22 protein-coding genes and 1 pseudogene are annotated in these 26,959 nt (G+C 64.5%); 10 read left to right on the forward strand and 13 right to left on the reverse strand.

All coding sequences use genetic code 11. The features are described from left to right. The first annotated feature begins 80 nt into the window (after nt 1-80). From AAFG50_RS05895 to AAFG50_RS05920, 6 genes are all read left to right on the forward strand, one after another. Nucleotides 81-1,466, forward strand: coding sequence for a M20 family metallopeptidase (locus tag AAFG50_RS05895; protein ID WP_028173903.1), 1,386 nt, complete (start codon nt 81-83; stop codon nt 1,464-1,466). A gap of 99 nt (nt 1,467-1,565) precedes the next feature. Continuing rightward, complete coding sequence (locus tag AAFG50_RS05900) at nt 1,566-2,477, forward strand: transporter substrate-binding domain-containing protein (RefSeq protein WP_011090327.1); 912 nt, start codon at nt 1,566-1,568, stop codon at nt 2,475-2,477. A 127-nt stretch (nt 2,478-2,604) separates the two neighbouring features. Then, a complete protein-coding gene (locus tag AAFG50_RS05905; RefSeq protein WP_011090326.1) occupies nt 2,605-3,336 on the forward strand; it encodes an amino acid ABC transporter permease in 732 nt (243 codons plus the stop codon). 4 nt (nt 3,337-3,340) lie between these two features. Further along, nucleotides 3,341-4,033: an ABC transporter permease subunit gene (locus AAFG50_RS05910; RefSeq protein WP_011090325.1), complete on the forward strand. Its 693-nt coding sequence runs from the start codon at nt 3,341-3,343 to the stop codon at nt 4,031-4,033. Nucleotides 4,034-4,045: 12 nt separating this feature from the next. Next, nucleotides 4,046-4,777, forward strand: coding sequence for an amino acid ABC transporter ATP-binding protein (locus AAFG50_RS05915; RefSeq protein ID WP_011090324.1), 732 nt, complete (start codon nt 4,046-4,048; stop codon nt 4,775-4,777). 166 nt (nt 4,778-4,943) lie between these two features. After that, nucleotides 4,944-5,804: a D-amino-acid transaminase gene (locus tag AAFG50_RS05920; protein WP_028173904.1), complete on the forward strand. Its 861-nt coding sequence runs from the start codon at nt 4,944-4,946 to the stop codon at nt 5,802-5,804. Between the two features lie 169 nt (nt 5,805-5,973). On the opposite strand, the gene AAFG50_RS05925 is transcribed toward AAFG50_RS05920, so the two are convergent. The 3 genes from AAFG50_RS05925 to AAFG50_RS05935 form a co-directional block, all read right to left on the reverse strand. Continuing rightward, complete coding sequence (locus AAFG50_RS05925; RefSeq protein WP_028173905.1) at nt 5,974-6,435, reverse strand: carboxymuconolactone decarboxylase family protein; 462 nt, start codon at nt 6,433-6,435, stop codon at nt 5,974-5,976. A 27-nt stretch (nt 6,436-6,462) separates the two neighbouring features. Then, nucleotides 6,463-8,082: an MDR family MFS transporter gene (locus AAFG50_RS05930; RefSeq protein ID WP_028173906.1), complete on the reverse strand. Its 1,620-nt coding sequence runs from the start codon at nt 8,080-8,082 to the stop codon at nt 6,463-6,465. A 115-nt stretch (nt 8,083-8,197) separates the two neighbouring features. Beyond that, a complete protein-coding gene (locus AAFG50_RS05935) occupies nt 8,198-9,379 on the reverse strand; it encodes an HlyD family secretion protein (protein ID WP_028173907.1) in 1,182 nt (393 codons plus the stop codon). A gap of 275 nt (nt 9,380-9,654) precedes the next feature. Here AAFG50_RS05935 and AAFG50_RS05940 point away from each other — a divergent pair, with 275 nt between their 5' ends. Then, nucleotides 9,655-10,566 carry a LysR family transcriptional regulator gene (locus AAFG50_RS05940; protein WP_028173908.1) on the forward strand — a complete coding sequence of 304 codons (912 nt, stop codon included), beginning with the start codon at nt 9,655-9,657 and terminating at the stop codon, nt 10,564-10,566. On the opposite strand, the pseudogene AAFG50_RS05945 reads toward AAFG50_RS05940, so the two are convergent. Both AAFG50_RS05945 and AAFG50_RS05950 read right to left on the reverse strand, forming a co-directional pair. Next, nucleotides 10,561-10,746, reverse strand: a pseudogene (locus AAFG50_RS05945) (amidase); the annotation flags it as partial. The gene AAFG50_RS05940 and the pseudogene AAFG50_RS05945 overlap by 6 nt on opposite strands. Before the next feature lie 5 nt (nt 10,747-10,751). Beyond that, nucleotides 10,752-14,201 carry an indolepyruvate ferredoxin oxidoreductase family protein gene (locus AAFG50_RS05950; RefSeq protein ID WP_028173909.1) on the reverse strand — a complete coding sequence of 1,150 codons (3,450 nt, stop codon included), beginning with the start codon at nt 14,199-14,201 and terminating at the stop codon, nt 10,752-10,754. A gap of 154 nt (nt 14,202-14,355) precedes the next feature. On the opposite strand from AAFG50_RS05950, the gene AAFG50_RS05955 reads away from it, so the two are divergent. Continuing rightward, on the forward strand, nt 14,356-14,811 hold the full coding sequence (locus AAFG50_RS05955; RefSeq protein ID WP_028173910.1) for an Lrp/AsnC family transcriptional regulator: 456 nt from the start codon (nt 14,356-14,358) through the stop codon (nt 14,809-14,811). Nucleotides 14,812-14,825: 14 nt separating this feature from the next. On the opposite strand, the gene AAFG50_RS05960 is transcribed toward AAFG50_RS05955, so the two are convergent. The 3 genes from AAFG50_RS05960 to AAFG50_RS05970 all read right to left on the reverse strand — a co-directional run bounded on the left by AAFG50_RS05960 (nt 14,826) and on the right by AAFG50_RS05970 (nt 16,760). After that, the gene (locus AAFG50_RS05960; RefSeq protein ID WP_028173911.1) at nt 14,826-15,665 is read right to left on the reverse strand and encodes a hypothetical protein; all 840 of its coding nucleotides are present in this window, start codon (nt 15,663-15,665) and stop codon (nt 14,826-14,828) included. A gap of 61 nt (nt 15,666-15,726) precedes the next feature. Next, nucleotides 15,727-16,230: a hypothetical protein gene (locus tag AAFG50_RS05965; RefSeq protein WP_028173912.1), complete on the reverse strand. Its 504-nt coding sequence runs from the start codon at nt 16,228-16,230 to the stop codon at nt 15,727-15,729. Between the two features lie 71 nt (nt 16,231-16,301). Further along, entirely contained in the window at nt 16,302-16,760 is a 459-nt protein-coding gene (locus tag AAFG50_RS05970) for a hypothetical protein (protein WP_074077547.1), read from the reverse strand. Between the two features lie 61 nt (nt 16,761-16,821). Between AAFG50_RS05970 and AAFG50_RS05975 the strand changes: the two genes are divergently transcribed. After that, on the forward strand, nt 16,822-17,742 hold the full coding sequence (locus AAFG50_RS05975) for a LysR family transcriptional regulator (RefSeq protein WP_028173915.1): 921 nt from the start codon (nt 16,822-16,824) through the stop codon (nt 17,740-17,742). A 1-nt stretch (nt 17,743) separates the two neighbouring features. Here the strand turns inward: AAFG50_RS05975 and AAFG50_RS05980 are convergent, their stop codons facing one another. The 3 genes from AAFG50_RS05980 to AAFG50_RS05990 are packed head-to-tail and all read right to left on the reverse strand — an operon-like array spanning nt 17,744 to nt 20,985. Continuing rightward, nucleotides 17,744-18,529 carry a fumarylacetoacetate hydrolase family protein gene (locus tag AAFG50_RS05980; RefSeq protein ID WP_028173916.1) on the reverse strand — a complete coding sequence of 262 codons (786 nt, stop codon included), beginning with the start codon at nt 18,527-18,529 and terminating at the stop codon, nt 17,744-17,746. A 14-nt stretch (nt 18,530-18,543) separates the two neighbouring features. Then, nucleotides 18,544-19,911: an LLM class flavin-dependent oxidoreductase gene (locus AAFG50_RS05985; RefSeq protein WP_028173917.1), complete on the reverse strand. Its 1,368-nt coding sequence runs from the start codon at nt 19,909-19,911 to the stop codon at nt 18,544-18,546. A gap of 21 nt (nt 19,912-19,932) precedes the next feature. Further along, entirely contained in the window at nt 19,933-20,985 is a 1,053-nt protein-coding gene (locus AAFG50_RS05990; RefSeq protein ID WP_028173918.1) for an Ldh family oxidoreductase, read from the reverse strand. 305 nt (nt 20,986-21,290) lie between these two features. On the opposite strand from AAFG50_RS05990, the gene AAFG50_RS05995 reads away from it, so the two are divergent. After that, nucleotides 21,291-25,406, forward strand: a complete 4,116-nt coding sequence (locus AAFG50_RS05995; protein WP_028173919.1) for a GAF domain-containing protein — start codon at nt 21,291-21,293, stop codon at nt 25,404-25,406. Here AAFG50_RS05995 and AAFG50_RS06000 read toward each other — a convergent pair. Both AAFG50_RS06000 and galE read right to left on the reverse strand, forming a co-directional pair. After that, nucleotides 25,380-25,721: a hypothetical protein gene (locus AAFG50_RS06000; RefSeq protein ID WP_011090308.1), complete on the reverse strand. Its 342-nt coding sequence runs from the start codon at nt 25,719-25,721 to the stop codon at nt 25,380-25,382. The two genes, AAFG50_RS05995 and AAFG50_RS06000, sit on opposite strands and share 27 nt — an antisense overlap. Before the next feature lie 230 nt (nt 25,722-25,951). Next, on the reverse strand, nt 25,952-26,944 hold the full coding sequence (gene galE / locus AAFG50_RS06005; protein ID WP_028173920.1) for a UDP-glucose 4-epimerase GalE: 993 nt from the start codon (nt 26,942-26,944) through the stop codon (nt 25,952-25,954). Nucleotides 26,945-26,959 lie beyond the last annotated feature (15 nt).

Below are 26,959 nucleotides of genomic sequence, written 5' to 3' on the forward strand. Positions count from 1 at the left end.
AGAACAATCCAAGTCCCCGCCACTATCGAAGGCCGTCCTGTCTCGGGTAGGGTCCTTCCTCGAAGTCCGAAAAGCAAATCATGACCAGAGCCGCCGCCATCGCCCGTGCCCGTGAGGATTTCAATTCGGGCGCGTTCCTCGCCGAACTCGACCGCCGCGTCGCCTTCAAGACCGAGAGCCAGAATCCGTCGCGCGGCCCCGAGCTGCGCGCCTATCTGGAACAGGAGATGCAGCCGGCGTTCGCGGAGCTCGATTTTCAAAGCCGCATGGTAGAATCCCCCAGCGGCAAGGCTCCGTTCCTGTTCGCCGAGCATCACGAGAGCGCGTCCGCCCCGACCGTGCTGATTTACGGCCATGGCGACGTCGTCGACGGCATGGAAGGCGAATGGCGCGATGGCCGCGATCCCTGGCGCACGACGGTTGCGGGCACGCGCCTCTACGGCCGCGGCACCGCCGACAACAAGGGCCAGCACAGCATCAACATGGCGGCGCTCCGCGCGGTGCGCGAGGCCCGCGGCGGCAAGCTCGGCTTCAACGCCAAATTCATCGTCGAGATGGGCGAGGAGATCGGCTCGCCCGATCTCGGCAAGGTCTGCGACCTCAATCGCGATGCGCTCAAGGCCGATCTGTTCATGGCCTCCGACGGACCGCGGCTGTCGGCAGATCGCCCGACACTCTTCCTCGGCTGCCGTGGCGGCATCCGCATCCATCTCGACGTCAATTTGCGCGATGGCGGCCATCATTCCGGCAATTGGGGCGGCGTGCTCGCCAACCCCGCGACCATTCTGGTCAACGCGATCTCGACGCTGGTCGACGGCCATGGCCGTCTTCAGCTCGATGCCCTGAAGCCGCCGCGGCTCACCAACCAGATCCGCAGCTATCTTGCGGACGTGGAGGTGGTGCCGACCGCGGACGAGCCGGCGCTGGCGGAGAACTGGGGCGAGGAAGGCCTGTCGGCGGCCGAACGCCTCTATGCCTGGAACACGCTGGAAGTGCTGGCGATGTCGTCCGGCAATATCGAGAAGCCGGCCAACGCTATTCCCGGCCACGCCAATGCCGTGCTGCAACTGCGTTTTGTCGTCGGCACCAAGGTCGACGGCCTGATCGAGGCCGTCCGCGCGCATCTGGTGCAAAAGGGTTTCCCGATGGTCGAGGTGCGGGCCGCGCAGAGCTTTGCCGCCTCGCGTACCGATTTCGACAGCCCCTGGATCAAATGGGCGGCGGATTCGGTGCGGGAAACCACCGGCAAGGCGCCGGCGGTGCTGCCGAACTTCGGCGGCTCGCTGCCGAACGACGTGTTTTCCGAGATCCTGGGCCTGCCGACGATCTGGGTCCCGCACTCCTATCCCGGCTGCTCCCAGCATGCGCCCAATGAGCACATCCTGCTGCCGTTGACCGAAGAGGCCTTGACGGTGATGGCCGGCCTGTTCTGGGATCTCGGCGAATTGCCCAAGCCACTCACCTGAGCCGTTAACCTGAGCGGCGATCCAGTCGAAAGTCACATTCTAATCCGGCCTGATTTGTGCTTGCATCCGGCCGCATCATCCTGAAAGGGGACCAAAAAAGTGAAGCATTTCCGTCACATCGGGCTCGCGCTGGCCGCGACCTTCGTCGTCAGCCAGGCCGGGGCCCAGGAGCTGACCGGCACGCTGAAGAACATCAAGGACACCGGTGCCATCACGCTGGGCTTCCGCGACTCCTCCATCCCGTTCTCCTATCTGGACGACAACCAGAAGCCGATCGGGTTCGCGATGGACATCTGCTACAAGATCGTCGACGCCGTGAAGAAGGAACTCAAGCTCGACAAGCTCGAGGTCAAGCTCAATCCGGTGACCTCGGCGACCCGCATCCCGCTGATGGCCAACGGCACCATCGACCTCGAATGCGGCTCGACCACCAACAATGCCGACCGCCAGAAGCAGGTCGCCTTCACCAACACCCACTTCCTGACCGCCAGCCGCTACGTGTTCAAGAAGTCGAGCGGCCTGAAGTCGATCGATGATCTCAAGGGCAAGACGGTGGTCTCGACTGCCGGCACCACCAACATCAAGCAGCTCACCGAGGCCAATGTTGCGAAAGGCCTCGGCGCCAACATCATCCCGGCCAAGGACCACGCCGAATCCTTCCTGATGGTCGAGACCGATCGCGCGGTCGCCTTCGTGATGGACGATATCCTGCTCGCGAGCCTCGTTGCCGGCTCGAAGTCGCCCGACGACTACGTCATCTCCAAGGACGCCTTCTCCAAGCCCGAGCCCTACGGCATCATGCTGCGCAAGGACGACGCGCCGTTCAAGAAGGTGGTCGATGCGGCGACCGCTGCGCTCTACACCTCGGGCGAAGGCCAGAAGATCTACGAGAAGTGGTTCACGGCCAAGATCCCGCCGAAGGGGCTCAACCTCAACACTCCGATCTCGGCCGAGCTGAAGAACGAGTTCGCCAAGCCGACGGACTCGCCGAACCCGGACGACTACAAGTAAGCTGAGTTGTTCGCCTCTCCCCGCTTGCGGGGAGAGGAAGCAAATTCCGGCCATTCTGGAGGGAGTGGCCGGACATTTGCATAGACGTTTACGACATCTGTGATTGGCGCGTTCGCGCGAGGGACACGTGAACTACCACTGGAACTGGGGAATTTTCTTCGAGCCGAACCCGATGGGGACCGGCACCTATCTCGACATGCTGTTGTCGGGCCTGGTGCTGACCCTGAAGACGGCGGTGCTCGCCTGGATCATCGCGCTGGTGTTTGGCTCGCTCGTCGGCGTCATGCGCACGCTGCCGTCCAAGGCGGCCTACCGGTTCGGCTTCTGCTGGGTCGAGTTCTTCCGCAACATGCCGCTGCTGGTGCAGCTCTTCCTGTGGTTCTTCGTGCTGCCGGAACTGCTGCCGAAGTCCGCCGGCCTGTGGCTGAAGCAACTGCCGAATGCGCCGTTCTGGACGGCCGCGATCGGCATCGGCTTCTTCATGTCGGCGCGCGTCGCGGTGCAATTGCAGGCGGGCATCGGTTCGTTGCCGCGCGGGCAGAAGATGGCGGCGACCGCGCTCGGGCTCACCACCGTGCAGGGCTATCGCTACGTGCTGCTGCCGATGGCGTTCCGCATCATCCTGCCGCCGCTGACTTCCGAGTTCCTCAACACCATCAAGAACACGGCGGTGGCCATCACCATTGGCCTGATCGAGCTGACCGGACAGGCGCGCTCGATGCAGGAATTCTCGTTCCAGGTGTTCGAGGCCTTCACCGCCGCGACCATCCTTTATCTCCTCGTCAACGCCGTCGTCGTGACCGCGATGCGCTTCCTCGAGCGCTATGTCGCGATCCCCGGCTACATCACGGGGAAATAGCGCAATGTTCGGTAATCTCGATTTCGACGTCATCCGCCGCGCGCTGCCCTACCTGTTCTACGAGGGCATGACGTTCACGGTGACCCTGACGGCGCTGGCGGGCCTCGGCGGCCTGATCTTCGGCACCGCGATCGCGTTGATGCGACTGTCGGGCTTCAAGGTGCTCGGCCGCATCGCCGGCGTCTATGTCGACTTCATGCGCTCGCTGCCGTTGGTGCTGGTCATCTTCTGGTTCTACTTCCTGGTGCCCTATATCGGGCAGTGGGTGACCGGCGCGTCGCGGCCGATCAGCGTCGGCGCGTTCGCCTCCTCGCTCATCACCTTCATCATGTTCGAGGCGGCGTACTTCTCCGAGATCATGCGCGCCGGCATCCAGTCGATCTCGCGCGGCCAGCCCGCCGCCGCCAACGCGCTCGGCCTGACCTACGCCCAGACCATGCGCTACGTCGTGCTGCCGCAGGCGTTCCGCAACATGCTGCCGGTGCTGCTGACGCAGACCATCGTGCTGTTCCAGGACACCTCGCTGGTCTACGTGCTCTCGATCCCGGACTTTCTGGGCGCGGCGAGCAAGGTCGCGCAGCGCGACGGCCGCCTGGTCGAGATGTACCTGTTCGCCGCCGTCGTCTACTTCACCATTTCCTGTGTCGCGTCCTTCGGCGTGCGTCGCCTCCAGGCGCGCATCGCCATCATTCGATAGAGCGTGTCGGTCATGATCGAAATCAGCCACGTCAACAAATGGTACACCCCGACCTTCCAGGTGCTGACCGACTGCACCACCAGCGTCACCAAGGGCGAGGTCGTCGTGGTCTGCGGTCCCTCGGGTTCGGGCAAGTCGACGCTGATCAAATGCGTCAACGCGCTCGAGCCGTTCCAGGAGGGCGACATCAGCGTCGACGGCACCAAGGTCAACGATCCCAGGACCGACCTGCCGAAGCTTCGCTCGCGCGTCGGCATGGTGTTCCAGCACTTCGAGCTGTTCCCGCATCTCAAGATCATCGAGAACCTCTGCCTTGCCCAGCAGAAGGTGCTGGGACGGCCGTACGACAAGGCGGTGGCGAAAGGCATGCAGCTCCTGGAGCGCGTCGGCCTGAAGGAGCAGGCGCAGAAATTCCCGGCGCAGCTCTCCGGCGGCCAGCAGCAGCGCGTTGCGATCGCGCGCGCGCTCGCGATGGATCCGATCGTCATGCTGTTCGACGAGCCGACCTCGGCGCTCGATCCTGAAATGGTCAGCGAGGTGCTCGACGTCATGGTCGATCTCGCCCGCGAAGGCATGACCATGATGGTCGTCACGCACGAGATGGGCTTTGCCCGCAAGGTCGCCAACCGCGTGATCTTCATGGATCGCGGCGAGATCGTCGAGGACGCGGCGAAGGAGGATTTCTTCGGCAAGCCGCGCAGCGACCGCGCGCAGAAGTTCCTGTCGAAGATTCTGTCGCATTAACCGGCTCCGTCATTCCGGGGCGATGCGAAGCATCGAACCCGGAATCTCGAGATTCCGGGCTCATTCGCTTTGCGAATGCCCCGGAATGACGGATCGAGGGTTTATCGGGCTCGCTAAATCTCCTATACCCGTGGCCAAATCCCCTTTTCCCGCCAGGAGACCTGCCTTGGACTCGATCGCCTACGTCAACGGCTCATTCGTCCCGCTCTCGGACGCCAAAATCTCGGTTCTCGACCGCGGCTTCCTGTTCGCCGACGGCATCTACGAGGTCTCGGCCGTGCTGGACGGCAAGCTGGTCGACAACGCCTCGCACCTGGCGCGGCTGGAGCGTTCTGTCGGCGAGATCAGCTTGAGGCTGCCGGAGACGCTCGATCGCATCACCGAGCTGCAGAAGGAGCTGATCGCGCGCAACAAGCTCGGGAGCGGCCTCGTCTATCTCCAGGTTACGCGCGGCGCCGACAAGGGCCGCGACTTCCCGTTCCCCAAGGCTGATGTCAGGTCGAGCCTGGTGATGTTCACCTCGGAAAAGGACATCATCAATGCCGCCTCGGCCAAGACCGGCATCAACGTGATCACCGTGCCCGACATCCGCTGGGAGCGGCGTGACATCAAGAGCGTGGCGCTGCTGGCGCAGGTGCTGGCGAAGCAGGCCGCGGCGGAAGTCGGCGCAGGCGAAGCCTGGATGCTGCAGGATGGATACGTCACCGAGGGCGGTTCGTCGTCGGCGTTCATCCTGACGAAGGACGATGTCATCGTCACGCGCAAGAACTCCAACGCGATCCTGCCGGGCTGCACGCGCAAGGCCGTGATCGCGCTCGCGGAAGAACGTCAGCTCCGCGTCGAGGAGCGGTCCTTCACGGTCGCCGAGGCGCTCGCTGCCAAGGAAGCTTTCATCACCTCGGCCTCGTCGTTCGTGCAGCCGGTGGTCGCGATTGATGGCAAGACAATCGGCGACGGCAAGCCCGGCCCGATGGCGACACGTCTGCGCGAGATCTACGTGGAATTCGCCAAGGCGACGGCGGTTTAGGACGCACCTCAGGTGTCATCGCCCGCGAAGGCGGGCGATCCAGTACTCCGTGACGCCCGTGAATGAATCGAGAGGCTGCGGCGTACTGGATGCCCCGCCTTCGCGGGGCATGACAGTTGAGCGTGTGGTAGCGGCGTTGCGTCCAGCACGCCGCCACTGACACCACCCCTCACGCCACCGACGCCTTCACCTTCACCGGATGGACCGCGCGGAACGAGATCGCGATCCTGTTCCACGCGTTGATGGTGCCGATCAGCATGGTGAGGTTGACCGTCTCCTGCTCCGAGAACTGCGCGCGGACCTGCTCGTAGACGTCGTCAGGGGCGTGCGTCTCGGAGATCAGCGTCACCGCTTCGGTCCAGGCCAAGGCAGCGCGCTCGCGATCGGTGTAGAGCGGAGATTCGCGCCAGGCATTGAGAAGATAGAGCCGCTGTTCGGTCTCGCCGCGCTTGCGGGCGTCCTCGGTGTGCATGTTGATGCAGAAGGCGCAACCGTTGATCTGCGACGCCCGTGTCTTGACCAGTTCGATCAGGGATTGCTCCAGGCCGCTGGCCTTGATCTGATCGTCCACCGCGATCAGGGCTTTGAGCGTGTCGGGCGCGGCCTGATAGTAGTTCATGCGGGGCTTCATGGTCGTTCTCCTTTTGCTGGGGTGACGTCAGTGGGCTCCACCGGCCGAGGTCTGGCCGGGCTTCTTCAGGAAGAGGACGGCGATCAGGGCCACGATCAGCGCCATGCCGAGCAGGTAGAAGGTGTCGCTGAAGGCCAGGATATAGGCCTGCTTCTGCACGATATGGCCGATTGCGACATAGGCACGATGCGACGCATCCGCACGATCGAGGATGCCGTGATTGACGAAATATTGAGTGAGCTGTTCCAGCCGCGTGCGGGTGGCCTGCTCGAACATCGAGACCGACTGCATCAGAACGTTGGAGTGATACTGCTCGCGCTTGGTCAGCACGGTCTGGAGCAGCGCAATGCCGATGGCGCCGCCGAGGTTGCGCATCATGTTGAATAGGCCCGATGCGGAGCCGGCATTCTCCGGCTCGATTCCGGCCGTGGCGACGGCCGAGAGCGGCGCGAACACGAACGCCTGTCCGACGGCGCGAACGACGTTGGGCCAGAACAGCTGATCGGTGGCGTAGTCATTCGTCATATAGATGTTCATGAAATTGGAGGCCGCGAACAGCGCAAAGCCGACGCTGATGATGATCCGGGCGTCGAAGCGTTGCATCAGCCGCGGCACCAGAGGGATCAGCAACAGCTGCGGCAAGCCGGTCCAAGCCAGAACCATGCCGATCTGTTCGGCATTGTAGCCCTGGATGCGCGACAGATAGACCGGCATGATGAACACCGAACCGTACAGCGCGATACCGAGCAGGAAGTTGGCGAGGATGCCGAAGCCGAAATTGCGGCGAACCAGCAGACGCAGGTTCAACAGCGGCTTCTTCGCAGTCAGCTCGATCACGAGGAAAGCGGTCAACGCAATGACGGCGATAATGGACAGTTTGACGATGAAGGGCGAGCCGAACCAGTCGTCCTTGTTGCCTTCTTCCAGCACGGTCTGCAGCGCGGAGAGGCCGATCGCCATGGTGACGATACCCGGCCAGTCGCCCTCGCGCAGCAGCGACAGCTTCATCGGCTTCGCTTCCAGCGAGAACCACAGCATCGCGATCATCAGCGTGCCGGGAACCAGGTTGACGTAGAAGATGTACTCCCAGCCCCAATTCTCGGTGAGATAGCCGCCGATGGTCGGGCCGATCGCGGGTGCGAATGTCGCAGAGATCGCAAACAGCGCAAGTCCGATCGGCTGTTTCGCCTTCGGCAACAGCGTGATGATCAGTGTGAACGCCATCGGGATCAGCACGCCGCCGCTAAAGCCCTGCACGGCGCGAAGGACGATCATTTGCGGCAGGTCCTGCGCCAGCGCGCAGGCCGCCGAGAACACCAGAAATAAGATCGCGTTGGTGAGGAGGTAGATGCGGATCGAGAACACCTGGGCGAGCCAGCCCGACAGCGGGATCACCACGATCTCCGCGATCAGATAGGAGGTCGAGATCCAGCCGCCGTCGTCGATGCCGGCGCCGATCGCGCCCTGGATGTCGGCGAGCGAGGCGTTGACGATCTGGATGTTCAGCACCGCCATGAAGGCGCCGAGCGTCGCGCCGATCACCGCGATCCAGGTCTTGGCCGACACGGCCGGAATCGTGGGAGCCGCGGCCGGCGCGGGGAAGTTGGCGGCGGAGGCGGCGTTGACGGTCGGTTGGAGCGTGCTCATGGAAGCCTCGTCTCGGTTACGGAGACAGGATGCGCTGGGCGGATGGTTTCGATAATCGCGGAAGTCCTGGAAGGATCGTCCGGCGGGACTTGATAATCCCGCCGGTTTTGCAGCCTCACCCGCCGCTCGGATGGACCGTGTTGTCAGCGAGGCGCTTTGCCGTCTCGCGCTCAGCCAGCACAGCGGCCTTGGTGTCGACGGTCGGCACCGCCGACATGCCGGGCCGCAGCAGGCCGGTGAGGCTGTGATCGTCGAGCACGATCTTCACCGGGACGCGCTGCACGATCTTGGTGAAATTGCCGGTGGCGTTATCGGGCGGCAGCAGCGCGAATTCGAGCCCGCTGGCCGGCGACAGGCTGTCGACATGACCGCGCAGGGTCTGGCTGCGGAAGCTGTCGACGCGCAGCTCGACCGGCTGGCCGGCGCGGACATGGGTGAGCTGCGTCTCCTTGAAGTTCGCGACCACATAGACCGCATCGAGCGGCACCACCGCCATCAACTGCGTGCCGGCCTGCACGTACTGGCCGACGCGCAAGCTACGGGCGCCGACCGTGCCGTCTACCGGTGCGGTGATCTCGGTATAGGACAGGTTCAACGCCGCCTGCTGCGCGACCGCGCGGGCGCGTTCGAGCTGGGCCGTGGCCTGGGCGCGCTGGGTGGTGAGCACGTCGACCTTGCGCTGTGCGGCCAGAAGGCCCGATTTGGCGTGCTGCAATTGCGCGTTGCTGGCGCGCAGCGCGGCATCGGTCTGCTGTGCGCGCTGGATCGTGCCGGAGCCCGACTTCATCAGGTCGTCGTAGCGGGCGCGCTCCTCCTGGGCGAATTTCAGATTGGCGTCCGCAGCCGTGACATCGGCCGTGCTCTGCTCGATGATCGGCTGTTGCAGTTCGAGCTGGGCATCGAGGTTGCGCACGGAAGCCTCCGCAGCGGCGACATCGGCGCGGGCCTGATCGAGCGCCGCCCTGAAGTCGCGGTCGTCGATCCTGGCCAGTATCTGGCCGGCCTTGACCTTTTCATTGTCGCCGACCAGGACCTTCGCGATGTAGCCGGAAACCTTCGGCGCGACGATCGTGGAGTCCGCCTTGACATAGGCGTCGTCGGTCGTCTCGAGATAGCGGCCGTTGATCCAGTAGTCGTGTCCGTAATAGACAACCGCTGTCGTGCCCGCGAGGAGTGCGAGTATCAGGGCCGCGCGCCGGAGCTTGTTACGGATCGGCACAAGCTGCGGCGACTTGGAATAATCTTGAGTGATTTCAGTTGCTTGCTGAAAGTTCTCGGTGCGGGGCATCTCGGACATGACGGTCTCCTATCGGCTGGCAGGGACTATCGGTCTTTCCAGTTCGAGCGATAATCGGCGAAATGCCGGAAGGATTATCCATTAGGGGTGGATAGTCCGGGGGCTCGCCCTACTGTGTGGTCTACCGGACCAGACGTGCGACTGCCCCAGAGCGATTGCCGCACCTGTCGAGCGATTGCTGCTAACCCATGCGCCATGTCACACGCGGGATGATCTGGTAGATAATCGGGGCGAAAACCTTGAGATTATCGATCAAGAGCGGATAATCAGGCGGCATGGACCGATTGACCAGCCTCGAAGTCTTCAGCCGGGTGGTCGAGACCGGCGGCTTCTCCGCAGCAGCCCGCAAGCTCAACATGTCGACCACCATGGTGAGCAATCACGTCCAGGCGCTGGAAGACCGGCTCGGCGTGAGGCTGCTTCAGCGCACCACGCGCAGGGTCAACCTCACCGAGATCGGCAAGGCCTATTACGACCGCTGCGTCCAGATCCTCGCCGATATCGAACAGGCCGACGATATCGCGAGCGAATTGCAGTCGGTGCCCCGCGGCACGTTGCGCGTCCACGTCGCCACGCACATGGTCCCGTTCGTCGCGCCGGTTGTGGCGAAACTCCTGTCGGCCTATCCGGAGCTCAAGATCGATTTGCGCATGGGCGAGGCCGATGTCGATCTCATCGAGGAAGGCTACGACGTTGCCCTGCGCATGACGCCGCCGCCGGATTCGAGCCTGATCGTGCGGAGCCTCGCCACCTGGCGTCACGTGCTGTGCTGTTCCCACGAATATATCGAGAAGCACGGCCGGGTGCAGAAGCTCGACGAGCTCGCTGCGCATAATTGCGGCCGTCACCTGAACTATCCGTTTGGCGATGAATGGCGCTTCCTCGATCGCAAGGGCACGCCGGCATCGGTACGGATATCCGGCAGCTTCGTCACCAACAGCGGAGAAGCGCTACGGAAGGTCGCGCTGGGGGGCGCTGCCGTCTGCCTGATGGCGGGGTTTCTCATTCAGGACGACCTCGAAGCCGGTCACCTCGTGCGCCTGTTGCCGGAATATCGGACGGTCGAGCTGTCCATGAACGCTGTCTATCCACATCGCCATCATCTGTCGGCGAAGGTGAGAACCTTCATCGACATGCTGGTGGCGCACAGCGCCGAGCAGCAGAAGCTGATCAATCCTTATTCATGACCGGTGCGGCGGCGGCAGCCGCCCGAACACGCCGTCAAGCGCGATGCCGATCGCGAGCAAGCGACGATCGCTGCCTGCCGGGCCGTCGAGCTCAAGGCCAATCGGCAATTTGCTCGTCGCGCCGAGCGCGATTGGAATCTGGACACCGGGATTGCCGGCATTGCTGCCGGGATCGGTGTTTCACGTCAACCGTGGGCGCGCATTTCTGCCGGCGATGCGGCGATCACATCGGCGAGACGCCGTTCGACCTCCGGCTTCACCTTCGCGACCGCGATGTCCTTGACCGGGCCGTAGCCACGGATCTCCATCGGAGCCTTGGCGATCGCAATGAAATCGGGCAGGCGCGCCGCGTCGAGTTCGTGCAGCATCCGTTCGATCACGCCCTCATACCAGGAGATCAGCTCCCGCTCGGTGCGCCGCTCGGTGGTGTAACCGAACGGATCGAGCGGCGTCCCGCGCAACCCCTTCAACCGCGCGAGCAGGGCAAGTGGCGTCTGGATCCACTGGCCGAAGGCGCGCTTGCGCGGACGGCCACGGGCGTCGCGTTCGGATGGCAGGAACGGCGGCGCAAGGTGATACTGGACGCTAAAACCGTCCTCGAACTCGCGCTTCAGTTCGTCGAGGAAGCCGGTCTGCATGTGCAGGCGCGCCACCTCGTACTCGTCCTTGTAGGCCATCAGCTTGAACAGCGCGCGTGCGACGGCCTCGGTCATCGCCTCGCTGCTCAGCGCAGCTTCGGCGTTGCGAACCTTATCGACGATCGTCCGGTAGCGTGCCGCATAAGCTGCGTTCTGATAGGCGGTGAGGAAATCGGCGCGGCGGGCGATGAGCTGGTCGAGCGTCTCGGTTTTGGGCGTATCGTCCGCCATCGGCAGAGAGTCCGGATCGGCGGCGGCGATCCGGCCCCAGGCAAAGGCCTGCTTGTTGCGCTCGACCGCGATGCCGTTGAGCTCGATCGCGCGCAACAGCGCTTGCAGCGAGACGGGGATCAGTCCGCGCTGCCAGGCAAAGCCCAGCATGATGATGTTGGCATAGACGGCATCGCCCAGCAGCCGTTCGGCCAGCGCGTTGGCGTTGATGGTGTCGAGATTGTCGTTGCCGACGACCTGCCGGATCGCGCGCAGGCGGGCGGGCGAGGCGAGATCGGCATCGCGGAAGCGAACGACGTCGCCGGTCGGCATCTCCGCCGTGTTGACAGCGGCGCGCGTACCGCGGCGATAGGTGCCGGACGCCTTCGGCGCGGAGCTCACGACGAGATCGCAGCCGATCAGCGCATCGGCCGCGCCCTGGTCGATGCGGACCTGATGCAACGCTTCGGGCGAGGCGGCGAGGCGGATAAAGCTCAGCACCGGGCCAAACTTCTGCGCAAAGCCGGTGAAGTCGAGCACCGAGACGCCGCTTCGTTCGAGATGCGCGGCCATGCCGATCAGCGCGCCGACGGTGATCACGCCGGTGCCGCCCACGCCTGTTACCAGCAGGTCGTAGGGACGGTCGAGCGTGACGGGAGCGGGCAGAGGAAGCGTCGCCGCGCGGCCGACCGCATCGATCTCGCTCGCGCTCTTCTTCCGGCGCGTCGCGCCTTCGACAGTCACGAAACTGGGACAGAAGCCGTTGAGGCAGGAAAAATCCTTATTGCAGGTCGACAGGTTGATTTGCCGCTTGCGGCCGAACGGCGTCTCCTTCGGCTCGACGCTGAGGCAGTTGGATTCGACCGAGCAGTCGCCGCAGCCCTCGCAGACGAGGTCGTTGATATAGGCAAAACGCTTGGGGTCGGCCATCTGCCCGCGCTTGCGGCGGCGCCGCTTCTCGGTGGCGCAAGTCTGCTGGTAGATCAGGACGGAGACGCCGGAGACCTCGCGCAGCTCGCGCTGCACGGGGTCCATTTCCTCGCGCGGATGGATGGTGACGCCGACAGGCAGGTCCGCCGGCGAAAACTGCGCGGGATCGTCCGACACCAGCGCGATGCGCGCCACACCTTCAGCACGGACGCTATGCGCGATGGCATGGACACTGATGGGGCCGTCGACCGGCTGGCCGCCGGTCATGGCGACGGCGTCGTTGAACAGGATCTTGTAGGTGATGTTGGCCTTGGCGGCGATCGCCTGCCGGATCGCCATCGAGCCGGAGTGATAGTAGGTGCCTTCGCCGAGATTCTGGAAGATGTGCCTGTTGCCGGTGAATCTCGACGACGCTGCCCAGTTCACGCCCTCGCCGCCCATCTGGATCAGCGACGACGTCTCGCGGTCCATCCAGCTCGCCATGAAGTGGCAACCGATGCCGGCCAGCGCCTTCGAGCCCTCAGGCACCTTTGTCGACGTGTTGTGTGGGCAGCCCGAGCAGAAATAAGGCGTACGTGTCGCACCGCTGACGTTGATCGTGCGGGCGGCTTCAGGCATCAAGGCGGCCGCGCGTGCGGCGAGATTGAGGCCCGGAAACATCGGATCGAGCCGGCGGGCGAGCACGCCAGCCAGCGCACGCGGCGACAATTCGCCGATCCAGGAGATCAGCCGCGCCCCTCGCTCGTCATGCTTGCCGACCATGCGCTCGGGCTTGGTGCCGGGATAGTCGTAGAAATACTCCTTGAACTGGCTCTCGATGATGCCGCGCTTTTCCTCGACAACGAGGATCTCGCGCTTGCCCTTCACGAAGTCCATCGCGTCATGTAGCGCCAACGGCCAGACCATGCCGACCTTGTAGACGTCGATGCCGATGCTGCGGCAGGCCGCCTCATCGAGGCCCATCAGCCGCAGCGCTTCCATCAGGTCGAGATGCGCCTTGCCTGTGGTCACGATGCCGTAGGTGGCGTTCGGAATATCGTAGATGTGGCGGTCGATCGGATTGGCCTTTGCGAAGGCATAGACGGCGTGTTTCTTCGCCTCCAGCCGCTCCTCGATCTGCGGTCCCGGCAGGTCCGGCCAGCGATAGTGCAGGCCGCCCGGCGGCGGCGTGAAGTCGGGCGTGCGGAAGGCGCGCGGCGGGCGCAGCGCGACGGATGCGCCTGACTCCACGATCTCCGAGATCGCCTTGAAGCCGACCCACATGCCGGAGAAGCGGCTCAGCGCGTAGCCATATTCGCCGAACGCCAGATATTCGCCGACATCGGCTGGATGCAACGTCGGCATGAACCAGCTCATGAAGGCGACGTCGGACTGGTGCGGCATCGAGGAGGAGACGCAGCCATGGTCGTCGCCGGCGACCACCAGCACGCCGCCATGCGGCGAGGAGCCATAGGCATTGCCGTGCTTGAGCGCATCGCCGGAGCGGTCGACGCCGGGGCCCTTGCCGTACCAGAGCCCGAACACGCCATCGACCTCGCGCTCCGCTTGCGTCTCGACTTGTTGCGAGCCGAGCACGGCGGTTGCCGCGAGGTCCTCGTTCACGGCCGGAAGGAATTCGATGCGGTCCCGCTTGAGGCGCTCCTGGATGCGCCACAGCTCGAGATCGATGCCGCCGAGCGGCGAGCCGCGATAGCCGGAGATGAAGCCGGCGGTGTTGAGACCGCGGATACGGTCGCGCTTTGCCTGGTCGAGCGCGATGCGGACGATGGCTTGCGTACCCGTGAGGAAGACGCGGCCCTCCTCGCGATCGTAGCGGTCGGAGAGCTCGTAAGCGTCGAGTGACGGAATGGCGTCCATGGTGGACCTCGCGCGGCATCCTGCCTGATGATGGAAGGTTATGCCTGGGAGCCTGGTAGGTCTTACCTATTTGTCCCGCGTAGATCAAAATTTCGGTAGAATTTTGCACAAGACGATCAAATTTGGTAGATGTTCTCGGCCTGGGGAGGCCTCCATGATCGAAGAACAGGACACGCGAATACTCGCCCATCTTCAGAAGGATGGTCGCGCCACCAATCAGCAGCTCGCCGACGAGGTCGGCATGTCCACCTCCGCCTGCTGGCGCAGGGTGCGCGCGCTGGAGGAGAGCGGCGTCATCCAAGGCTATGCCGCGCTGGTCGCGCGCGAGCAGGCGGGATTTACGATGTCGGCCATCCTCCACGTCTCGCTGGAGCGGCACGATGCGAAGTTCGTCGACGAATTCGTGGCCAGGGTCACGACGCGCCGCGAGGTGCTGGAATGTTTCGCGACCACGGGCGACGCCGATTATCATTTGCGCGTCGTCGTGCAGGACATGGCGGCCTATAACAGATTCCTCGACGAGTTCATGTTCCGCATCCCCGGCATCCGCTACGTCCGCAGCAATGTGGTGCTGAAGGAGATCAAGACCGGCGTGGCGCTGCCGTTCTGAGACAACGCGGGGACTCATACCGTCTCCACCCGGCTGCGACGGCGCAGTTGGCGCAGCGACAGTGCATGCAGCAGGATCGAGCTTGGCACGACGAAGGCCGGGGTCAGCACGTTCGGAAAGGTATCAATGGCCATGCTCGGGCCATCCGGAACGATGAGCTGGAACGGGCCAGGCGACATCGCCATTCCCAGGGCGATCGCGACGGCGAAGTCTGCGAGGCCGAAGATATTCCAGAAGATCGCTCCTTTCCGCTCCTCGGCGGTCCCGGCCGCCAAGGCGATCGCCACCGGCACCGCGAACAGTCCGGTCAGCACGTCGCCGGCTCCTGCCGGCAATGCCCAGACGCCCGGCAGCACCCCGCGCAGCCAGTAAGCGAGCCACTGACTGCCAAAGATGCGATAGACCTGAAGGGCGATGAGCCACGTCGTCGGCATTGCATCGAGCAATTGCCCGACCCGCTTCGATAGCATCAGCACAGGAGTGCCGACGATCACTGGCAGCAGGATCGCCGCGGGAAGCAGCGGCAAGGAGGAGGCACCCGTGCGGAATGCACCATTGATGGATGCCGTCCAGGCGAGGGCAGCCCAAAGCGTGAAGGGGACCATGACGACCAGCCAGGTCGCCCGGCGTTGCTCTGGCGTCAACGCGGTGTTTTCGAGCCCGAGCCACAGGCCGAGCGCAATGAGCCCATGGGCCAGCAGCCGAACGCCGAGGGCCGGAAAGCCGCTCTGCGGAAGTGCGGGGAGCGAGTAGATCAGCCAGGTCCACAGGATCGTGAATAGAACGGTCCACATCAAGCCGAGCCGGATGGCAGGCTGGGCCGGGGCGGCAACGGAAGCAGCATCGCTGTTCATCGGCGTTCCCTAAAGAGAGGTCGGCTGTGGTGGACGCACGAGATCGCGGCCAGCGGCCGTGTCAGGCCGTTTTTTCTTCCGATCCGGACCTCACCAGAATCATGAAGACGAGAACATGGCTGACGAGCAGCAGCGGCACGTAGAGGGCTGGAATATAAATGCCGGCGCCGAAGAGGCCGGGATCCTGGATTTTCGTCACGCCCATGTAGTAGGCATTCAGGAGATCCAGCGTGCCCCAGACGTTGAACGCCCAGACCACCGGAATTGCGATCGACCATCGCCAGGAGAGTGCTGCGATTGACGCGAGCGCGAGAGTGGCGGCAATAAGGTCCCCCCATCCGACCTCGGCGGCGAAATTCGGGCTCAACTCCGCGGATACGAATCCCGCCACCATGAAATTCATGCCGAAGAACCTGAACGCGTTGAAGGCCGCGAGCAGTCTCAGGGCCTCATAGCGCGGCATGACGCGGAGTGCCGGCCAGACGTAGATCGAAGCCACCACCGCGCTTGTCAGGAAAGCGCCGGCGACGCTGAGCACGAAGGGAAGGTTGAAGCTTTGCGGCACGTTCGGATGTCCTTGTGGTGGCCTGTCCGGCCAGTGTGGTCGAAGCCGGTGGGTTCGGCGTCGGCGGACGCTCAGGGCTTGGCCATCAGCAGACCGAGCGGCATCAGCGGACCGACTGCGATGTAGTCGTGGTCCATGAGTTCCCGCCGCGCGAGCGGCAGGCCCTCCATGATCGCGTGTCCCTCGGCGACATCCCTGACATTCAACAGGAATACGGCGCCGCGCCCGTCGGATCGCGAATACCATTCGCGAACCGTTCCGTTGAGATAGAGCTGCACGGTCTGCCTGATTTCATCGGGCATGACGGCCATGATCTGATCTCGGGTGACGCCCGCCTTGACGGTCAGGATGACCATGACCCCCGTTGTCGGCGACGCGGTCTGTGATTGGGCAAGTGAAGGATCGGCCATGGAGGTTGCGCCTGTGAGTATGAGGGTGACTGCCAAGACGACGTTCAAGACGACGTTGCGGACTGTCTTCATCGATATCGTTTCTCCGATCGCGGCGGTTGCTGCGGCGGCACGGCTCATTTGCAATTCGGATGTAAAGCTGCTTTCCGCGAGTTACTATTCGCGATAATGTTGACGGGCTATGAAGCAGAACTTCACAGTCAGGCACGGTGCACTGGACGGCGTGGAGGCGTTCCTGAGTGTCGCCCAACATCGCAGTTTCCGCCGAGCGGCCGCTGAACTCGGGGTCACGCCCTCGGCCATCAGTCAGGCGATACGCGCGCTCGAGGCGCGCGTCGGCGCCGCGCTCTTCATCCGCACGACCCGCAGTGTCGGTTTGACCGAAGCCGGCGAAAGATTCCTTGCGCGCGCCAGGCCTGCCTTCGAGGAGCTCGTCGCCGCCAGCGGTGCGGCGCGCGAGCTCGGACAGCGACCGGCCGGGCTCCTGCGTCTCACCGTACCGCGCTCCGTCGTGCCGATCCTGCTGGAGCCGCTGATCGCGTCGTTCTGTCGGGCATTTCCCGAGATCGAGGTGGAGCTTGCCGCAAGCGAAGAACTGGTCGACCTCGCAGCCGAAGGTTTTGACGCCGGCATCAGGTTGGGCCAGTTCATCGCCCCCGACATGGTCGCGGTGCGCCTGACGAATCCGCTACCGCTCATTATCCTCGGCAGCCCGGCTTACCTTGCCCGCCGCGGTCGGCCCGAGCGGCCAGACGATCTGCGCGAGCACGCGTGCTTGAGATTGCGACGATCGAACGGTGCGCTTGCGTCATGGTCGCTCGACGACAACGGTCGTTCGATCGAGATTGTGGTTGCGGGACCTTTCATCGCCAACGACTTTCCAACGATGCTCGGAGCCGCCGTCGAAGGTGTGGGTCTTGCGCAAGTGCCCGCACCGCTGGCCACCGGTGCCATGGCGGCGGGAAAGCTCGTTCCCGTCCTGGAGCAATTCGCGCCGATGACGCCGGGCGTGTTCCTGTACTATCCCGGTCACCGACAAATCATGCCGAAGTTGCGGGCCTTTATCGATCATGTGAAGGGCCGCTCAGGCGGCACGAGCTGATCTACCGTTGCTCCCGCACGAACCGATTGCGCAGCGTGCCGATGCCGGTGATATCGATCTCCACGACATCGCCATGCTTAATGTCCGGCGAGGCGCCGTCGGTGCCCATCCAGATCACATCGCCCGGCCATAGCGTAAAGTACTTGGTCAGCTCGACCAGGAACGGCACCACGCCGAAGATCATGTCGTTGGTGTAGAAGCGGTTGGTCTCCTTGCCGTTGACGCGGACGACGGTCTCCATCCTGGCGAGATTCGCCTCGGTCTCGATCCACGGGCCCATCGGCTTGAACGTGTCGGCGTTCTTCGAGCGCCACAGGCTGCGATCCGCCTTCTGCCAGCTGCGCTCGCTGACGTCGTTGCCGATGGTGTAGCCGAATACGCAATCCATCGCGTTCTGCTTGGTGAGGTGTTTGACCTTCTTGCCGATGACGACGACGAGCTCGCCCTCGTAGTGGATCTTGTCCGTCGCGAAAGAGGGGATCACGACCTCCTCGTCGTGTGCGATCAGCGCGTTCTGCGCGCGATAGCCGATCTCGGGCCTGTCAGGCACGGCCGGCACCTCGCCGCGCTTGTCGGCGGCCTCCTTCAGGTGCTTCAAATAGTTCAGGCCGACGCAATAGAAGGTGCGCGGGATCAGCGGCAGCTCGATCTTCACCTCGCCAAGCGGAAGCGTGCGCGCGGTGCGCTGCCATCCGCCGAACGGATCGCCGTCGATTGCGATGACCCGGTCGCCTTCAACGATCCCCCAGGAGGTCTTGTCCGAGGCGGTGAATTTCAGCCAGCGCATGTCGGATCCTCCAGTTATTCCGCAGCATCGCGCGGCTGCACCTTCCAGGCGCCGGCGGCCGGCCGCCTCAAGCCGAGATTTTCCCGCAGCGTCTTGCCGCGATAGTCCTTCTGGAACAAGCCGCGCCGCTGCAACTCCGGCACGATATGGCGAACGAAATCGGCGTAGGAGCCGGGCACGTAGGTGGCCGCGATGACGAAGCCGTCGCAGCCGCGCTCGACGAACATCTCTTCGAGCTTGTCCGCGATCTCCTTGGGGCCGCCGACCATCGCGTCCTGCACCTGGCCGCGGCCGGAGAAGGTGACGAAATCGCGCGCGCTCGGATTGCTCTTGCCTGAATTCTTCAGCACGCCGTCGCGGATGCCCAAAATGCCCTGCATGCTCTTCAGCTCTTCCGTGGTCAGCGGCGCGTCGAGGTCCTTGGAGGCGAAATCGTAATTGAGCGCTTCGGCGAGCAGCGACAGCGCGTCGATCTGCAGCGGCAGCTTGTTGATCAGCGCCATCTTGTCTTCGGCTTCGGCCTTGGTCGCGCCGCAGACCGGCGTCGTCAGGTTGCAGAGGAACATCTGCTCGGGATCGCGGCCGGCTTTGGCCGCCTCGTTGCGCACGGCCGCATAACCCTCCTTGGCCGCGGCGAGGTTGCGCGCGGCGGTGAAGATCACCTCGCCCCAGCGGCCGGCAAAGCGCTGGCCGCGGCCGGATGCGCCGGCCTGGATGATGACGGGATGGCCCTGCTGCGAACGCGGCACGGTGAAGGGGCCACGCGACTTGAAGGCCGCTCCCTTGTGATCGAGCCGCTTCACCTTGGCCGGATCGGCAAAGCGGCCGCTTGTCTTGTCCATGATGAGCGCGCCGTCCTCCCACGTGTCCCAGTGGCCGAGGACGACCTCCATGAACTCGTCGGCGCGGTCGTAGCGGGAATCGTGTTCGGGATGGGAGTCCCGGCCCATGTTGAGCGCCTCGCCGTCATTGAGCGAGGTGACGACGTTCCAGCCCGCGCGCCCGCCGGACATCAAATCGAGCGTCGCGAAGCGGCGCGCGACGTCGAACGGCTCGTAATAGGTGGTCGAGCAGGTCGCGCCAAGGCCGAGCTTGTCGGTGACCATGCCCATCGTGGTCAGCACGATCAGCGGGTCCATCTTCACGCAGCGGATGCCGTATTCGACGGTATGGGCGTGGTCGTTGCCGTAGCGGTCCGGCATCGCCAGGCGATCGTCGAAGAAGGCCATGTGAAACTTGCCGGCTTCGAGGATCCTGGCGATCTCCTGATAGTAATCCGCCGACATCGAATCGTCGCGCGAGTCCGGATGCCGCCAGGAGCTCGGCAAATTGGTGCAGTTTTGCGCCTGGAGGAAGCCGACCAGTACCATCTGCCGCGTCATGCTGCTGTTCTCCGAATTGCGTCAGGCCAGATCGAGCACCGTGTCGAGCCGGTATTCCCGCGCCAGCGCGCGCAGCTTGTCCCAGGTGGCATCCTCGACCTCGATGCCGTCACGCAGCCGCTGTTGCTCGCGCACGCCCTCGATCTCGCCGGGATAGTAGACGCCCGTGCTGCCCTCGGAGGGCGGGGTCGATTTCAGATAGCGCGCGAATTCGGCGACCTCGCGCTTGAACTCCTTCAGCGGGCGGAACGCGGCGACGTTGAACACCGCCATGAAGCAGCCGTCATTGTGCCGCCCCGTCGGCTCGACGCCGAAGCCGAGACCGGTGAGCAGGCCGCACAGCACCTCGACCATGGCGGCAAGCCCGCTGCCCTTGTAGCCCTCGGTGCCGCCGAGCGGCAGCAGCGCGCCGCCCTTGCGATACTGGGTCGGGTCGTTGGTGTGCCGTCCCTCGGCATCGATGATCCATCCCGTCGGGATCTTATCGCCGCGGGCCACAGCGAGCTGGATCTTGCCGGCGGCGACCGCCGAGGTCGCCATGTCCAGGTAGAACGGCGCATCGAGATCGGACGGCACCGCGATCGAGATCGGGTTGGTGCCGAGCCGCGCCTCCTTGCCGCCGAACGGCGCCACGTGCTTCGGCGAGCGGCCGGAGTCCGCGGTTGCAATCCCGATCATGCCTTCGCGCATCGCCATCAGCGGATAAGCGGCGAGGCGGCCGACATGGCTCTGCCGGAACACGGTGCAGGCGGCGACGTTCGCCGTCTTCGCCTTCTCGATCGTCAGCGCCATTGCCTTGGCGTTGACGTGGAAACCAAATCCCCAATGGCCGTCGATTACGGTCGTGGTCGGCGATTCCTGGATGATGGTCCATGTCGCGCCGGGAACGATGTGCCCGGCCTTGATGCGGTCGATATAGGTGGGAACCGCGATCACACCGTGGGAGTCGTGGCCGGCGAGATTGGCGTTGACGCAGCCGGTCGCGACCGCATCGGCCTCTTCCTGGGAAGCTCCCGCCGCCTGGAGCAGGGCGGCGCTGATGCGCGTGAGGCGGTCGGCCTTGACGATCGGCATGGCGTTTCCCCGGTCATCGCCCTTATCATGATAGCTGGCGGGCGCTTGTTGGGGACCATCGTCTCAAAGCGCAGGACCGATATCAATCTCCCGTAAACCAATACAGGGCTGCAAATTCGTAAAGAGAGCGCGCCTTTGGTCGAAGATTCGTTCCGGCCGGCGGTATTCTCGACAGTTTGGCGGGGGTCGTTCGCAGCTCGTTCACTCTGATCGACGGTTTGCGACACGCAATAACGACCACTTAGGCGATGGCCGTTCATAAAGTACCCGGGAAAATTAGGCAGAAATGCCCGGGAGCTGAGATCGTGCCGACGACACTCGCGCGCACCTTTGCGGCGTTGAGCGCCATAAACGAAGCGATCCTCTACGCGAAATCGCCGGACGAGCTGTACCAGAAGGTCTGCGACGCCGGGTTTTCGAGCGGGGACTTTTTGGCCGTGGCCGTGTTCCTGGTGGGACCGGACGGCCGGCGGCTTTGCTTTGCGGCCGGCTGCGGCGACGATATCCAGCGGCTGCGCTCGATCGAGATCACCACGGATGCCGGCACGCCGGAAGGATTGGGCGTCGGCGGCGAGGCGTTTCGCGATCAGAGGCTGTGCGTCAGCAACGATTATCTGAACGACCCGCGCTCGCTGGCGTGGCGCGAGGGCGCCGCCAGGGCCCACATTGGCGCTGCGGCGGCGTTGCCGCTGCTCTGCAACGGCAAGAGCGTCGGCGTGCTGTACGTGACCCGCAGCGAAGCTGGCTCGCTGAACGAGCAGATGGTGTCGCTGTTCGAGCGCATGTCGGCCAACATCTCCTATGCCCTCGACAATTTCGCGCGTGAGACGGCGCGGCAGACCAGCGAGCGGGCGACGCGGCGGCTCAACCGCATGTTCGGCGCCATCAGCGCCACCAACGAGGCCATTCTCCGCGCCAAGACCGAGCAGGAGCTCTACCAGCTCGTGTGCGACGCCTCCGTGCATGGCGGCAAGTCGCTTGCGACCATCGTCCTGCTCCGCGAACCGGGTTCGCACTGGATGAAGCCGGTCGCATCTACGGGACAGAATCTGGAGCTGGTCACCCAGGCGCGCTATTCGATCGATCCGGAGAATCCCTATGGCAAGGGCATCTCCGGCGAGGTGTTCCGGACGCAGAAGGCCGTCATCGAGGAAGATCTCGCCAGCCGCACCCGGGGAACCCCGTGGGAGCAGGCCAACGTCAACACCGGTGTCGCCGCCTGCGTGGTCGCGCCGCTGATCAAGCACGGCGAAAGCGTCGGCGTGCTGTTGTCCTTCGTCAGCAGGTCATGGGCCAAGGACGAGGAAGTCGTCGCGCTGCTCCTGCGCATGGCGGAGAACGTCTCGTTCGCGATCGAGAATTTTGACCGTGAGTCCGAGAAGGCCAGTATCGCCGCGGAAGAAGAGCGTCTCGCCCGCATGTATGCGGCGCTGAGCGCCACCAACGAGGCGATCCTGCGCGCGCGGACGCGGGCCGAGCTGTTCGACCTCGTCTGCGAGGCGACGGCGAAGGGCGCCAAGTTTACCTCGGTCACCATTGCGCTCGCCGACCATCGTGCCGAGCTGCTGCGCGTGGTCGCCAGCTATGGGCCGAACGCCGATCAGGTCCGCACTTTCAAGTTCTCCACCTCCGACCAGGTGCCGGAGGGACGCGGGCTGACCGGCACTGCGTTCCGCACGCGCCAGCCCTCGGTCAGCAACGACGTGTTCGCCGACGACCGCATTGCGCCGTGGCAGGCCAGCGCCCGCCGCACCGGGATCGCGTCGTCCGCGGCGCTGCCGCTCCTGAATGGCGACCGGGTCGAGGGCGTGTTCCTGTTCAATTCTCCGGAGCGCGGTACCTTCACGCCCGAGTTCGTCGAGCTGTTGCGCAAGCTTCAGGCCAACGTCGCCTTCGCGCTGGAGAATTTCGATCGCGCCGATGAAAAGGCCAAGGCCGAAATCCAGCGCAATCGTCTGCGGGGCATGCTCGAGGCGCTGAGCGCGACCAACGAAGCCATCATGCGGGTGAAGACCCGCGCCGAATTGTTCGAGGTGGTCTGCGAAGCCGCGGTGCTCGGCGGCACCTTCTCCTCCGCGACCATCGCGCTGGTGGACGAAACCGGACATTACCTCGACATCGCCATGACCAAGGGTGAGAGCTGCTACCAGGTCAAGTCGTGGCGGTTCTCGACGTCGGCGGAAGATCCGGAAGGCCGGGGGTTGACCGGCACCGCCTTCCGCACGCGCATCCCTTGCGTCGCCAACGAGCTTCTCACCGACATCCGCACGGCGCATTGGCACCAGATCGCGCGCATCCAGGGCACGAGATCGGGGGCCTGCTTCCCGCTGCTCAGCAACGGCAGCAAGGCGGTCGGCGTGCTGCTGTTCCTTTCAGTCGACGAAGGCGCGTTCACGCCGGACCTGATCCAGCTCTTGGGGCGGCTTGCCGAGAACGTCTCGTTCGCGCTCGACAATTTCGATCGGGCCGAGGAAAAGGCCCGCACCGAGGCGCAGAAGGAGCGCCTGACGCGCATGTTCGCGGCGCTGAGCGCCACCAACGAGGCGATCATGCGGGCGAAGTCGCGCGCCGAGCTGTTCGACCTCGTCTGCCTCGCGGCATCGAACGGCGCCAAGTTCACCTCGACGACGATCGCGCTGGCCAGGGCCGACAGCGACCAGCTCGAGATCGTGGCCGCGGCCGGGCCGTCCGCCGACACCACGCGCAATATCCGCCTCTCCGTCGACCCCGAGCGTCCCGAGGGGCGCGGAATGAGCGGCACGGCATTCCGCACGCGCCAGCCCTGCATCAGCAACGACTATCTCAACGACGATCGCGTCCGTGTCTTCCATGCCGTCGTCCGCGGCGACGGCGCACGGTCGGGCGCGGCGTTTCCGCTCATCGCGCACGACCAGGCCGTCGGCGTCATGATCTACATGTCGACCGAACCGGGCACCTTCACGTCCGAGTTCGTCGAGCTGTTGCAGCGTCTCGCCGACAACGTCTCCTTTGCGATGGAGAATTTCGATCGCACCGACGAGAAGAACCAGGCGGACGAGCGGATCGAATACCTCGCCTCGCATGACAGCCTGACCGACCTGCCGAACCGCGAGACCTTCAACGGGCTGCTGCGCGAGGCGATCGACGCCGCGCAGCGCCACGATCACCGTTTTGCGGTTCTGTTCATCGATCTCGACCGCTTCAAGGTCATCAACGATTCGCTGGGCCACGAGGCCGGCGATCTGCTCCTGCTCGAAGTGGCGAACCGGCTGCGCGGTGCGCTGCGGACAAGCGACGTGGTGGCGCGCCTCGGCGGCGACGAGTTCGTGGTGATCCTCGACCAGTGCGGCGAGATCGACGACGTGCAGCGGATTGCGACCGGGTTGCTCGCGGCGCTCGCCGAGCCCATGGAACTGGCCGGCCACGAGTGTCACACCACGGCCTCGATCGGCATCGCGATGTATCCGGCCAACGGCTCCGACGCGCAGACGCTGACCAAGAACGCTGACATGGCGATGTATCTCGCCAAGGAGGACGGCAAGAACGGCTACCGCTTCTTCTCAAAGGAAGTGAAGACGCAGTCGATCGAGCGGCTGTCGCTCGAGAGCGCGCTGCGCCGGGCGCTGGAGCGCGAGCAGTTTTCGCTGAACTACCAGCCCAAGGTCGACATGGAGACCGGCCAGATCACCGGCGTGGAAGCGCTGCTGCGCTGGGCACATCCCGATCTCGGCAACGTCTCGCCGGCACAGTTCATTCCGCTTGCGGAAGAAACCGGGCTGATCGTGCCGATCGGCCGCTGGGTACTGAACGAGGCCTGCGCGCAGGCGATGGCGTGGCAGCGCCGCGGCCTGTTGCCGCTGTCGATGGCGGTGAACCTGTCGCCGCGGCAGTTCGTCGACGAACATCTGTTGCAGGATGTCGACGAGGCGCTGGCGGCCTCCGGCATGTCGCCGGTGCTGCTCCAGCTGGAGGTCACCGAGAGCATGATGATGCGCAATGTCGGGCGCGCGCTCAAGGTGCTCGACGCCATCCAGAGCCGCGGCATCCGCCTCGCGATCGACGATTTCGGCACCGGCTATTCGTCGATGTCGCTGATGAAGCACTTCCCGATCGACACCATCAAGATCGACCGCTCCTTCGTGCGTGACCTGCCGCAGGATTCAGAGGACCAGGCGATCGCGCAGGCGATCATCAGCATGGGCAAGGCGCTCGGCATGACCGTCGTCGCCGAAGGCGTCGAGAACGCCGAGCAGGAAGCGTTCCTGCGCACCCATGGCTGCGACGAGATGCAGGGCTTCCTGATCTCGAAGCCGCTGCCGGCCCGGCAGATGGCCGAACTGCTGCGGCCGATGGTTCTGCCGATCGCGCCGCCGCTCCAGCCGGAGCCGGATCCCGTCGCCCGCGAAGCCGCCGCGTTACGGCTGAAACGCGCTGTCGTCTGACGGTTGCGGGTGCAATTCGCGGACCTCGTGATCCGTGGCCTCGGCCTTGCGCGGAAAATCCTGCGGCCCCGTCAGCGAGGTCTGCTCGACGAACAGCGCGAGTATCGTGCGCGCACCGTCGGCGAAGCTCGCGCCTTCGTTCAAGCCGAGCTCGGAGCACCATGCGCCGCTCATCGGCTCGTGGTCGTCGACCACCGCCATGGCAGGCCCCCACCACCAGGCAGGCGCAGGCGAGCGCTCGTCCCCGGGCACGACATGCCAGCGAACGAACTCATCCATCACGCGCTCGAACTCCAGGCGTGCAGCCTGATGCATGCGGTCGATACTCCCGGAATCCGCGCCCGATGACAGGCCGACGCGCGGATTTGATCGTGGCCTTGACGCTCGGAAAAAGCTGGCTCGCGCAAATTGGCCGAGCCATGCATGCCGACATCATCGTCGGCAATGCCTGAAATGCGGCCGTCAGCGATGCGCCGACGGGGGCAGCGAACGTCCATTCTAGCCGTTTGGAGGGACGGCAGGCAAGGTGCGGGTGTTACGATTACCTAACGCGACCTGAACGGATGTGCCTTCTGGTGCCAGGCCCAGGCGGTGCGGATGACCGTAGGCAGGTCAGAGTGACGCGGCACGAAGTTCAGAACTTTTCGCGCGGCGGACGGGTCGGCGACCAGATAGGTGGGATCGCCGGCGCGGCGCGGCTTGACGGTGTGCGGCACCTCGCGCCCGGTCTCCTGCCTGATGGCGTTGAGGATCTCGCGCACCGAAAAGCCGGAGCCGGTGCCGAGATTGAAGCTGCCGCCGGCATGTCCCTGTTCCAGCAGCTTCAGCGCCGCGACATGCGCGGCGGCGAGGTCGGTGACATGGATGTAGTCGCGGATCGCGGTGCCGTCGGGCGTGTCGTAGTCGTCGCCGAACACAGCGAAGTCGACATGGCCCTGCAGGGCCATCATGGCCCGCGGAATGAGATGGGTCTCGTTGTCGCGCAGTTCGCCGATGCCGCCGGCCGGATCGGCGCCGCTGGCGTTGAAATAGCGCAGGCAGAACGCGCCGAAGCCATAGGCCGCGCGATAGTCGGCGAGCATGCGCTCGATCATCCATTTCGAGGCGCCATAGGGATTGATCGGCGCGCAGGGAAAGTCTTCCGGCAGCTCCTTGGAATCGGCGTTGCCGTAGACGGCGCCGGTCGAGGAGAACACGATGCGATGGCAGCCGGCGTTGCGCATCGCCTGGAGCAGCGACAGCGTGCCCTGCACATTGTTGATGTAGTACTTCTGCGGATCGGTCATGGATTCGCCGACGAGGCTCGCCGCCGCGAAATGCATCACCGCCGTGACCTTGTGGTCGGCGAAGGCGCGCGCCAATGCTGCACCGTCGAGCAGGTCGCCGATCACCAGGGGGCCGGCGACGAAGCTGCGATGACCTGTCGAGAGATTGTCATAAACGACGGGCTGATAGCCGGCGGCAGACAGTGCGCGGCAGGCATGCGAGCCAATATAGCCCGCGCCCCCTGTGACGAGGACGGTCGGTCGGTCGGTCATATCGTCTTCTACTCT

Source organism: Bradyrhizobium sp. B039 (genome assembly GCF_038965675.1).
In the GTDB taxonomy this organism is placed as follows: Bacteria; Pseudomonadota; Alphaproteobacteria; order Rhizobiales; family Xanthobacteraceae; genus Bradyrhizobium; species Bradyrhizobium diazoefficiens.